This is a genomic window from Dactylosporangium sp. NPDC050688 (assembly GCF_040654515.1).
Lineage (GTDB): Bacteria > Actinomycetota > Actinomycetes > Mycobacteriales > Micromonosporaceae > Dactylosporangium.
Window position 1 is genome coordinate 308257 of the sequence record NZ_JBFAIC010000003.1, and the last position, 11762, is coordinate 320018.

5 protein-coding genes are annotated in these 11762 nt (G+C 75.8%); all 5 read left to right on the forward strand.

All coding sequences use genetic code 11. The features are described 5' to 3' along the window. A complete protein-coding gene (locus tag AB0H83_RS05520; protein WP_360087270.1) occupies positions 1-5277 on the forward strand; it encodes an amino acid adenylation domain-containing protein in 5277 nt (1758 codons plus the stop codon). Further along, on the forward strand, positions 5277-6290 hold the full coding sequence (locus tag AB0H83_RS05525; protein ID WP_360087273.1) for an LLM class flavin-dependent oxidoreductase: 1014 nt from the start codon (positions 5277-5279) through the stop codon (positions 6288-6290). The genes AB0H83_RS05520 and AB0H83_RS05525 overlap by 1 nt, the downstream gene beginning before the upstream one ends. 140 nt (positions 6291-6430) lie before the next feature. Further along, the gene (locus tag AB0H83_RS05530) at positions 6431-6940 is read left to right on the forward strand and encodes a SigE family RNA polymerase sigma factor (protein ID WP_360087276.1); all 510 of its coding nucleotides are present in this window, start codon (positions 6431-6433) and stop codon (positions 6938-6940) included. Beyond that, positions 6937-7836: a hypothetical protein gene (locus tag AB0H83_RS05535; RefSeq protein WP_360087278.1), complete on the forward strand. Its 900-nt coding sequence runs from the start codon at positions 6937-6939 to the stop codon at positions 7834-7836. The genes AB0H83_RS05530 and AB0H83_RS05535 overlap by 4 nt, the downstream gene beginning before the upstream one ends. A gap of 392 nt (positions 7837-8228) precedes the next feature. Then, on the forward strand, positions 8229-11762 hold a 3534-nt coding region (locus tag AB0H83_RS05540), incomplete at its 3' end, for an amino acid adenylation domain-containing protein (RefSeq protein ID WP_360087281.1).

The following is an 11762-nucleotide window of genomic DNA, read 5'->3' on the forward strand; positions in this document are numbered from 1 at the left end:
ATGCGCGCCGAGGGACGGGTCGCCGAGCTGTCCGCCGACCGCGCCGAGCTGCTGCGCCGCCGCCTGCGGGCCCGCGGCGGGCAGGCCGCCGCGCCCGCCGTGCCGCGCCGCGCCGACGACGCCCACCCGCCGCTGTCGTTCGCGCAGGAGCGGCTGTGGTTCATGGACCAGCTCGTCCCCGACACCGCCGCCTACACCGTCCCGATCGCGGTGCGGCTGCGCGGCGCCCTGGACGAGGACCGGCTGCGGGTCGCGCTGGACGCGGTCGCGGCCCGCCACGAGACGCTGCGCACCCGGTTCCTGACCGACCCCGGCGGCCGGCCCGTGGCGGTCGTCGACGAGCACGTCCGCGTGCCCCTCGAACGGTGCACCGAGCCGGACGAGGCGGCGGTACGCGGGATCGTCGCCGGGTTCGGCGCCCGGCCGTTCGACCTCACCACCGGGCCGCTGGTGCGGGCCGTGCTGATCCGCGTCGCCGACCGCGACCACGTGCTCGCCGTGGTGCTGCACCACATCGGCGCCGACGGCTGGTCCATCGACGTGTTCCTCACCGACCTGCTGCACGCCTACGACGGCCGCCCCCTGCCGCCGCTGCCGGTCCGCTACGGCGACTACGCCGCCTGGCAGCGCGCCCGGTACGCCGGCGACCGCCTCGACCGCGAACTGGAGCACTGGCAGGCGCAGCTGGCCGGGGTGCCGCCGCTGGACCTGCCCACCGACCGCCCGCGCCCGCCCGAGCAGCGCTTCCACGGCGCCGGGCACGTGTTCCGCTACGACGAGGACCTGGCCGCGGCCGTCGCCGGGCTCGGCCGCCGGTTCGGCGCCACCCCGTACATGGTCCTGCTCGCCGCGTACGAGACGCTGCTGTCGCGGTACGCCGGCCAGGACGACTTCGCGGTCGGCTCCACCGTCGCCGGGCGCACCCTGCCCGAGCTGGAGGGCGTCGTCGGGCTGTTCGCCAACGTCCTGGCCGTGCGGGCCGACCTGACCGGCGAGCCGACGTTCGCCGAGCTGGTCGGGCGGGTCCGGGAGCGGGCCCTGGACGCGTTCGACCACCAGGAGACGCCGTTCGACCGGCTCGTCACCCGGCTGCGCGTGCCGCGCGACGTGTCCCGCTCGCCGGTGTTCCAGGCGACGTTCACCATGCTCAACTACGGCCGCGGCGGCCTGCCCGGCACCGGCCCGGCGGTCGAGCCGTTCCCGATCGACGCCCGGCAGACCCGGTTCGACCTGGAGCTGTACGTGTTCGACCCGGCCGGCGACGGGCTGACCGGGTTCTTCACCTACAGCACCGACCTGTTCGAGCCGGACACGGTCGCGCGGATGGCCGGGCACCTGGAGCGCATCCTGCGCGCCGTCGCCGCCGACCCGGACCAGCCGGTGAGCCGCGTGCCGATGCTCGCCGCCGACGAGCGGGCCCACGTCCTGCACGACGTCAACGCCACCACCGTGGACATCGGCCCGGCCCGGACCCTGCACGGGCTCGTCGAGGAGCAGGCGCGGCGCACCCCGGACGCGCCCGCCGTCGTCTTCGACGGCCGTGCCATGACCTACCGGGACCTCGACGCCCGCGCCACCGACCTCGCCGCGCGGCTGCGCGCGGACGGCGCCGGCCCCGGCCGGATCGTCGCCGTGCACGCCGAACGCGGCCCCGGGCTCGTCGTCGCCCTGCTCGCCGCGCTGAAGTCCGGCGCCGCGTACCTGCCGCTGGACCCCGACAACCCGCCGGACCGCACCGCGTACATGATCGCCGACGCCGGCCCGGTCGCCGTACTGTCCACTGTGGACGTCACCGGCCCGGTGCCGCAGCCGCCGCCGCTGGCCCCGCTCGGCGGCCCCGACGACGTCGCCTACGTCATCTACACCTCCGGCTCCACCGGCCGGCCCAAGGGCGTGCCGAACACGCACCGGGCCATCCACAACCGGCTCGACTGGATGCAGCGCACCTTCGCCCTCGACGCCGGCGACGCGGTGCTGCAGAAGACCCCGATCGGCTTCGACGTGTCCGTGTGGGAGCTGTTCTGGCCGCTGCTCACCGGCGCCCGGCTGGTGCTCGCCCGGCCCGGCGGCCACCGCGACGCCGCGTACCTGCGCGACCTCATCGTCGCCGAACGGGTCACCACCGTGCACTTCGTGCCGTCGATGCTCGCCGTGTTCCTCGCCGAGGACGGCGTCGAGGCGTGCACCGGCCTGCGCCGGGTCGTGGCCAGCGGCGAGGCGCTCCCCGTCGACCTGGCCCGCACCGCGCTGCGGCGGCTCGGCTGCGGCGTGTTCAACCTGTACGGGCCGACCGAGGCCGCCGTCGACGTCAGCTGGTGGGAGTGCACCCCGGACGCCCTCGCCGGGCGGGCCCGGGTGCCGATCGGCCGGCCGATCCAGAACCTGCGCCTGTACGTGCTGGACCCGGCGGGCCGGCCGGTGCCCGTCGGGGTACCCGGCGAGCTGCACATCGCCGGCGTCGGCGTCGCCGCCGGGTACCTCAACCGCCCGGAGCTCACCGCCGAACGGTTCCGCGACGACCCGTTCGGCCCGCCGGGGGACCGGATGTACGCGACCGGCGACCTGGCCCGCCGCAACCCCGACGGCACCCTGGACTACCTCGGCCGCCTCGACGACCAGGTGAAGCTGCGCGGCATGCGGATCGAGCCGGGCGAGATCGCGACCGTCCTGCGCGGCCTGCCCGGCGTGCGCGACGCGGCCGTCGTCGTGCGCGAGGACCGCCCTGGCGACCAGCGCCTCGTCGCGTACGTCGTCGGCGACGGCCACGGCGAACTGCGGGCCGCGCTGAAACAGGTGCTGCCCGACGCGATGGTGCCGGCCGCGTACGTGCCGCTGCCCGCGCTGCCGGTCACCGCCAACGGCAAGCTCGACCGCCGGGCCCTGCCGCCACCGCCGGTCGTGGCCGCCTCCGGCGCCGAGCCGCGGACCCCGACCGAGACCGCCATCGCGCAGGTGTGGGCGGCCGTGCTCGGCCTGCCCCGGGTCGGTGCCGACGACGACTTCTTCGACCTCGGCGGCCACTCGCTGCTCGCCACCCAGGTCGTGGCCCGGCTGCGCGCCGTGCTGCCGGCCCCGGTCAGCGTCATGGAGCTGTTCAAGCACCCGACCGTGCGCCGCCTCGCCGAGCTCGTCGACACCCCCGCCGACCGGCGCGGCCCCCGCCGGCTGCTGCACGAGCTGACGAAGCCGATCCCGGCGGCGCAGCGGGTCATGACGCTGGTGTGCCTGCCGTACGGCGGCGGCAGCGCCATCGTCTACCAGCCGCTCGCCGACGCCCTGCCGCCCGGGCACGCCCTGTACGCCCTCGCCATCCCCGGCAACGACGTCGGCCTGGAGGAACAGGGCGCCGCCTTCGACGACCTCGTCGCGGACACCACCGCGGAGATCCTCGAACGCGTCGAGGGCCCGGTCACCGTGTACGGCCACTGCGGCGTCGGCGGCGCCCTCGCCGTCGCCGTCGCGTGCGCCCTCGAGGCGGCCGGCCGTGAGGTGCAGACCCTGTTCATCGGCGCGATCTTCCCGTTCGCCCGGCCCCGCGGCCGGTTCGCGAAGCTGCTGAGCCGGTTCGAGCGGCTGCGCAGCGACCGCGCCTACACCAACTGGCTCACCTCCGTCGGGCTGGACCTCAGCGACGTCGCCGAGGACCAGGTCCGGGCCATGGTGCGGGGCATGCGCCGCGACAGCGAGGCCGCCGAGGAGTTCTTCACCCAGCTGTACCGGCGCGGCACCACCCGGCTGCGGGCGCCGATCGTGTCGATCGTCGGCGAACGCGACGACGAAACCATGTACCACCAGGAACGGTTCAAGGAGTGGCACTTCCTCACCGGCACCACCGCCCTGTACGTGCTGGACGAGGCGGGTCACTACTTCCTGAAGTGGCGCGCCGCGGAGCTGGCCACGATCCTCACCGCCCGCCGCACGTTCAGCGGCGACGAACCCGGTCACGGCACCGACACGTGGCGCCTCGCCGGCGTCTCCACCGGCGACCGCCCGCCGTCGGGGGACGGGCCGGCGCCGAGCATGCCGCGCTTCCTCGCCGTCGCGGCGAGCCAGCTGGTGTCGATGACGGGCAGCGCCATGACCGAGTTCGCGGTCCCGGTGTGGATCTTCCTGCACACCCACTCGCTGTTCAAGCTCGCCCTGTTCTCCACCATCGCGCTGGTGCCGGGGATGCTCGTGCTGCCGTTCGCCGGTGCCCTGGTCGACCGGCACAGCCGCCGCGCGGTCATGCTCGCCAGCGACGGCGCGGCCCTCGCGATCCAGGGCGCGTTCCTGGCCCTGCTCCTCACCGACAGCCTGCGGATCTGGCACATCTACGTGCTGCTCGCCGGGCTGTCGGTTGCGCTGACGTTCCAGCGGCTGGCGTACTTCTCGGCCGTGCCGCAGCTGGTGCCGAAGCGGTACCTCGGCCACGCCAACGGCATGGTCCAGGCCGGCGCGGGCGTCGCGCAGTTCCTCGTGCCCGTCGCCGCCGTCGGGGTCATGGCCGCCATCGGCCTGGACGGCATCCTCGCCCTGGACGTGCTCAGCTACACCGTCGCCGTGGTCGTCCTGGCCGTGGTGCGGTTCCCGGCGCTGATGGGCTACCGCCGCCGCGAGCCGATGGGCGCGGAGATCCGCAGCGGGTTCCGGTACGCGATGGGCACCCCCGGCTTCCGCGCCATGCTGCTGTTCTTCGCGGTCAGCAACCTGTTCCTCGGCCCGGTCATCATCCTCGTGCAGCCGCTGGTGCTGAGCTTCGCCGACCTGCGCGCCGTCACCCACGTCGCGGTCGCCGGCGGCGCCGGGGTCGTGGCCGGCGGCCTGCTCATGGCCGTGTGGGGCGGCCCGGCCCGGCGCAAGATGCTCGGCGTGCTGTGCTCGGCGCTGACCCTCGCCGCGTTCGCCGCGCTCGCCGGCGCGCACCGGTCGGTGTGGCTGGTCGCCGCCGGCGTCTTCGGCATGTACGCCGCGCTGACCGTCATGAACGCGATCTACACCACGATCATCCAGGTGAAGGTGCCGCCGCGGGCGCACGGGCGGGTGTTCGCCGTCAACACCGTCTTCGCCTTCGGCACGCTGCCGGTCGCGTTCATCGTGGTCGGCCCGGCGGTGTCCGCCGCGATCGGGCTCGGCCCGACGTACCTGCTGTTCGGCGCCGCGATCGCGGTCATCGCCCTGGCCGCGATGCGGTACCGCCCCCTGGCCCGCTTCGACACCGACGTGCCGGACACCGAACCGGAGGATCTCATCGGCCTCACCGAGATCCGCCGCCGAGCCGCCGCCCAGGAGCCCTGATGCCGCCGTTCGCCGGCGTCGAGGTGTACACGACCGCGCCCGCCTCCGTGCAGGTCGACGGCCCGGGGTTCCGGCGGCGCCTCACCGACGTCACCCGGTGGACCGACGAGGCCGGCTGCGCCGGGCTGCTGGTCTACTCCGACAACACCCTCGTCGACCCGTGGCTCGTCGCGCAGCTCGTCCTCGACACGGCCGAACGGGCCGTGCCCCTGGTCGCGGTGCAGCCGGTGTACCTGCCGCCGTACACGGCCGCGCGGATGGCGGCCACGCTCACGTTCCTGCACGGCCGCGAGGTCCACCTGAACCTCGTCACCGGCGGCTCCCGCCAGCACCTGGAGGCGCTCGGCGACGGCGCCGGCCACGACGAGCGGTACGAGCGGCTCGCCGAGTACGCGACGATCGTCCGGCAGCTGCTCGGCTCGCCCCGCCCCGTCACCGTCGTGGGCCGGCACTACCAGGTGCGGGCCGCGACGCTGCCGCACCGGCCCCCGGCGGCGCTGGCGCCCCGGCTGGTGCTGTCCGGCTCCAGCGACAGCAGCGTCCGATGCGCCGCCGACCTGGGAATCCTGCGGTTCGCGTACCCGCGGCCCGTCGAGGACCACCCGCCCGGCGGGACGCTGCTGCGGGGCACCGGGATCCGGCTCGGCGTCATCGCCCGGCCCGACCGGGCCGCCGCGTGGCGGGCCGCGCACGAGCGGTTCCCCGGCGACCCCCTCGGCGAGCGCCGCCACCGCATCGTGAGCCGGCTGTCGGACTCGCACTGGCACGCCGAACTGTCCGCCCAGCCGGTTGTCGACGCCGCGGCCGGCGTCTACTGGTTGCACCCGTTCCGGACGTACCGCACGTTCTGCCCGTACCTCGTCGGCGACTACGACGAGGTCGGCACCTACCTGGCCGGGTACCTGGCGCGCGGCGTCGAGTCCGTCATCCTGGACATCCCCGCCGAGGAGGACGACCTGCACCACGCCCGGCTCGCCTTCGCCCGGGCCGTCGCCCCGACCGTCACACCCTGACCGTCACTCCCTGACCAATCACGTCTCGACCGCTGCCTGCCGGGCGACGCGCGAGCACCCGGCCGGCGACTGCAACCCGGGACGGGCATCGGGCGTAACCATTGCAACGGCCCGAACGAAGGTCTGGGGAGCGACGGGGAATGCGGGATGCAGAGGGTTTCGACGAGTTCTACCGCGCCACGTCGGCGCGGCTCATGAGATTCGGATACGCCGTCTGCGGCGATCTGACGGAGGCGCAGGACCTGGTACAGGAGGCGTACACCCGGGCCTGGCAGCACTGGCGGGCGGTCACCGACCACCCGAACCCGGAGGGGTGGCTGCGGCTGGTGGTCACCCGCCTGGCCACCGACCGGCAGCGACGGATCGGCCGGTGGCGGGCCGCGCTGCTCCGCGTCGGCCCGCCGGGGACGGCCCGGCCACCCAGCGAGGACACGGTGGTCCTGGTCGCCGCGCTCCGCCGGCTGCCGGTCGCCCACCGGCAGGCACTCGCGCTGCACTACCTGTTCGACCTTCCGATCAGCGAGATCGCCGCCGAGACGGGCGTGGCCGAGGGCACTGTCAAGTCTTGGCTGTCACGCGGCCGGATGGGACTCGCCGCGGCGCTGGGGGACGCGCCGTCGCACGACTTGGCGAAGGAGAGCGAGCGATGACCGACTTCCACGAGATGTACGCGGCGCTGGCCCAGGAGGCGGACAGCGCCCGGCTGGACACCCCCGACGTGCCCCGCCGCCGTGCCGACCGCCGGCGCCGCACCCGGGTCACGCTTGCCGTCGCCGCCGCCGCGGTGCTGGTGGGCGGGATCACCGCCGGCGGCCAGGTGCTGTTGCGGGCGGACGGGTCCCCGCTGCCCCCGGGCGTCAGCGGCCCCCCGGCTACCCGGCCGGCCTCGCCGACCCCGCCGTCCTCGTCACCGTCGCTGCCGTCGTCGTCGCCGTCGTCGGCCGCGCCGGGCACGACCGGGCCGGGCATCACCGTGGCGGCGGGCCCCATCCCGGACCGGGCGTTCCTGCAACGGGCCGACACCAACCGCGCGGACGCCCCGTACCAGGTCAGCAGCGACGGCGCACTCCCGGCGCTGTGCGGAGCGAAGGACGCCAGCGACGCGCTGATCAAGGAGCGCCGGACGTTCCACGTCATCTACTCGAAGACGCCGACGAGCTCGGACTTCTCGCCGGACGGGACGTTCGACGAGACCATCACGACGTATCAGTCGGACGGCGCCGAGCGGTTCATGCAGCAGTTGCGGGCGGCGGTGACCGCCTGCCCGAGCCAGACCCGCGACGGCGTCACCTCCACGCATCGCCTGCTCACCCCGACGAAGAACGGCGACGAGGCGATCCTGTTCGAGATCAGGTACCCGGCCCGCGACGGCGAGGGCAAGCCGACCGGCAGCGAGCACGTGAAGCTGGTCTCGGCCGTGCGCGTCGGCAACGTCGCCATGGTGCTGGTCGAGAACCCCTGGGAAGGGGGCCGCCCGGCCGACCGCGGCGTCGTGGACCAGTTCACCCGGGCCGCGCTCACCCGGCTGCGTTCCTGGCTGGGCTGACCGTGCCCCGCTGACCGTGCCGCCGGCCCGCACCGACGCCCGTTGAGCAGTGCTCCTGCCGCTCAACGGGCGTACCGCGTGGCCGGGCGGCGGTGACGCCGGTGGGGCCCTGCGTGCGACGTCGACGAGGGTCATGCCCGCCTGCCGCCACCCTCGTCATGGCCCTCGTCGTTCGGGTCCGATCCGGGCCGGGCGGCGGCCCGCCGGCGGGCGGCGCCGGCCCGGTCGTGGCCGCCGCGTCACTGGTGGCGGAAGGGGTCTGCCGCGGGCGTGCCCCGGGCGTCGGCCTCCCGACGATGACCATGGATGCGGTTTCGTTACACAGATAGATGCGGCATGATTCCTCTGAGCAATGTCGTGCGCATCGGTGCCACGGACGGGGAGGATTGCGCGTGTCTCATCGTGTCCATGTCGCGTTCGAGGAGCAGGCACGACGCACCCCGGACCGGGTGGCGGTGATCGCGGGGACGGTCCGCACCTCATACGCGCGACTCGATGCCTGGGCGGACCGGATCGCGCGGCGGCTGCGGCTTGCGGGTGCGGGGCCCGGCGATCTCGTCGGGGTGTGCCTGGGCCGCGACGAGCACCTGGTCCCGGCGCTGCTGGGCGTGCTGAAGACCGGCGCGGCGTACGTGCCGATGGACCCGGCGTACCCGGCGGAGCGCCTCGCCTACATCGCCGCCGACGCGGCCACGAAGCTGACCGCCGTCACCGCCCGCACCGCGCACACGGTCACCGGGCCCGTGGTCCGGATCGACGAGCCAGGCGAGGACGGCGCCCCGTTGCACACCCCCGGTGGCGGGCAGGACGCCGCCTACGTCATCTACACCTCGGGCTCCACCGGCCGGCCGAAGGGCGTCGTCGTCGAGCACCGCAACACGATGAACCTGCTGCGCTGGGAGGCGGCCGCGTACACCGCCGAAGAGCTCGGCGGCATGCTCGCCACCGCGTCGATCAGCTTCGACCCGTCGATCAGCCAGATCTTCCTGCCGCTGGTCACCGGCGGCACCGTGATCCTGGCCGAGAACCTCCTGGCCCTGCCCACGCTGCCGGCCCGCGACGAGGTCCGCACCGTGTACGGCGTGCCGTCCGCCCTCGCCGCGCTGCTGCGCGACCCGCTGCCGCCCGGCGTACGGGCCGTGTTCGCCGGCGGCGAGCCGCTGACCAGGGCGCTCGTCGACCGGATCTACGCGAACCCGGGGGTGCGGCGGGTCCTCAACCTGTACGGCCCGACCGAGTGCACCACCACCTGCGCGGTCGCCGAGGTCGGCCGTGACGGCACCGGCGAGCCGCCGATCGGGCGCCCCGCCGCCGGCGCGGTCATGACCGTGCGGGACGCCGCCGGCGCCCCGGTCGCCGACGGCGAGCTCGGCGAGCTGTGGATCGGCGGGCCGGTCGTCGCCCGCGGCTACCTCGGCCAGGCGTCGGGCGCGTTCACCACCGACGAGGCCGGCGGCCGGGTCTACCGCTCCGGCGACCTGGTCCGCCGCCGCGGCGGGGTGCTGCACTTCGCGGGCCGCGGCGACGACCAGGTGAAGATCCGCGGCTACCGGGTGGAGCCCGGTGAGGTCGAGGCGGTCCTGGCCGGGCACCCGGACGTCCGGCGGGCCTGCGTCCTGGCCGCCCGTGACCCCGACGGGGTGGCGTACCTGGCCGGGTACGTGGAGGCGAGCGGCCCCGACGAGCGCGCGCTGCGCGGGTGGCTGCGCCGCCGGGTGCCGGAGCACCTGGTGCCGACCCGGCTCGCGGTGGTGCAGCGGCTGCCGCTGAGCCCCAACGGCAAGGTCGACCGGGCCGCGCTGCCCGAGCTGCCGGCGCGGCGGGAGACCGCGACCGGGTACGTCGCGCCGCGCACGCCGGTGGAGGTGGCCCTCGCCGGGATCGTCGGTGCCGTGCTCGGCATCGCCGACGTCGGCGTGCACGACCGCTTCCCGGACCTCGGCGGGCACTCCCTGGCCGCGGCCCGGGTCTGCGCCCTCGCCGGCCGCGGGCACGGCACCACCGTCGCCCTCGCCGACTTCCTGGCCGAGCCGACCGTGGCCGCCCTCGCCCGCCTGGTGGAGCGGGGCGGCGCGGCCCCGGTGGAACAGAGCGGCATCCCGGCCCGGCACGAGGGGGTCACCGAGTACCCGCTGACCCCGACCCAGCGGGAGCTGTGGACGCTGCGGCAGGTCAGCCCCGTGCCGGCGGTGACCACGGTGGCGTTCCGGGTGCGGCTCACCGGCCGCGCCGGGGCCGGTGACCTGCGCCGGGCCCTGGCGGCGGTGGTGGCCCGGCACGAGGTGCTGCGCAGCCGGATCGTGGAGCGCGACGGCGAGCCGGTCGCGGTCGTCGGCGCCGGCACCGACGTCCCGGTGACCGGGCACGACCTGCGCGACCTGCCCGCCGCCGAGCGCGAGGAGCGGGCCGGCGCGATCGCCGCCGCCGCGGCCCGGCACGCGTTCGACCTGGCGGAGGCCGTACCGCTGCTGCGGGCCGACGTCGTGCGGCTCACCGACGACGTGTCGGACCTGGTGCTCGTCGCCGACCACGTCGCGTTCGACGGCTGGTCCACCGGGTCACTGCTCACCGAGCTGGCGGCGGAGCTGGCCGAGCCCGGCAGCGTGGCCCCGCCGCCGCTGCAGGTCGGCGACCTCGCGCTCGCCCCCGCCCGCCCGGCCGGGCACGCGTGGCGCGAGGAGCTGGACGGCGCGTCGCCGCCGGACGAGCTGTTCACCGGCACCGGCGGGTTCCGCGGCGAGCGGCTCACCCGCCCGGTGCCGCCGGCGCTGGTCACCGGCCTGGCAGCGGTGTGCGCGGCGAGCGGCACCGCACCGTTCGCCGGCTGGCTGACCGCGCTCGGGCTGGCGCTGGCCGGGTACACCACCCGCCGCGACGTCCTCGTCGGCGCCGTCGTCGCCCGCCGCGCCGGACCCGAGCTGGACCGGGTGATCGGGCCCCTCGTCGACGTGCTGCCGGTCCGGCTGCGCCTGGCGGCCGCCGCCACGGTCCGCGACACGATCGCCGCCGCCGCGGCCACCACCGCGCGGGCCCTGGACCGGCCGCGCCCGTCCACCGCGGACCTGTTCGACGCGGTCGGTGGGCAGCCGCGCGGCGCCATGCTCACCCCGGTGGTGCTGTCCGCGCAGCCGCCGGACCTGCCGGTGACGGTGCGCCGCGGCGGGCTGCGCCTCGACCTGCTCGGCGAGCTGAGCTGCGGCGGGGCGCAGAACCCGCTCACCGTCTTCGTCAACGAGACCGCCGCCGGCACCGAGCTGCAGCTGGAGTACGACCTCGACCTGACCGGCCGGGCGTGGGTGGAGACGTTCGCCGACCGGCTGCTGCACGTCCTCGCCGGGATCGCCGCCGGCCCGGACCGGCCGCTGTCGCGGGTGCCGCTGGTCACCGCGGCCGAGGAGGCGCAGCTGCTGCGCCTCGCCGCCGGCCCGCCGCTGCCGGCCGGCGCCCCCGCCACCGTCGTGGACGCCGTCGAACGGCACGTGCGGCAGCGCCCCGGCGACATCGCCGTCGCCGGGGCCGGCGCGCACCTGACCTACCGGCAGCTGTGGGACGCCTCCGCCGGGGTCGCCGCGGTCCTGCTGGCGCGCGGCACGCGCCGGGGCGAGGTCGTCGGTGTGTGCCTGCCCCGCGACCACCGGCTGCCCGCGACGCTGCTCGGTGTGTGGCGGGCCGGCGCCGCGTACCTGCCCCTCGAACCGGAGCTGCCGGCGGAGCGGCTCGGGTGGCTCGCCGCCGACGGCGGGGTCCGCACCGTGCTGTGCCGCACCGGCACGGCGGCCGCCGCGGCGGGCGTCGCCGGGACCCGCGCCGTCGACCTCGACCTCGAACGAGACCTCGAACGAGACCTCGAACGAGACCTCGAACGAGACCTCGAACGAGACCTCGAACGAGACCTCGAACGAGACCTCGAACGAGACCTCGAACGA

Excerpts from the sequence above, each read along its gene's own strand:
- AB0H83_RS05525 (WP_360087273.1), top strand. The coding sequence starts at position 5,277 with ATGCCGCCGTTCGCCGGCGTCGAGGTGTACACGACCGCGCCCGCCTCC.
- AB0H83_RS05535 (WP_360087278.1), top strand. The coding sequence starts at position 6,937 with ATGACCGACTTCCACGAGATGTACGCGGCGCTGGCCCAGGAGGCGGAC.
- AB0H83_RS05530 (WP_360087276.1), top strand. The coding sequence starts at position 6,431 with ATGCGGGATGCAGAGGGTTTCGACGAGTTCTACCGCGCCACGTCGGCG.
- AB0H83_RS05520 (WP_360087270.1), top strand. The coding sequence starts at position 1 with ATGCGCGCCGAGGGACGGGTCGCCGAGCTGTCCGCCGACCGCGCCGAG.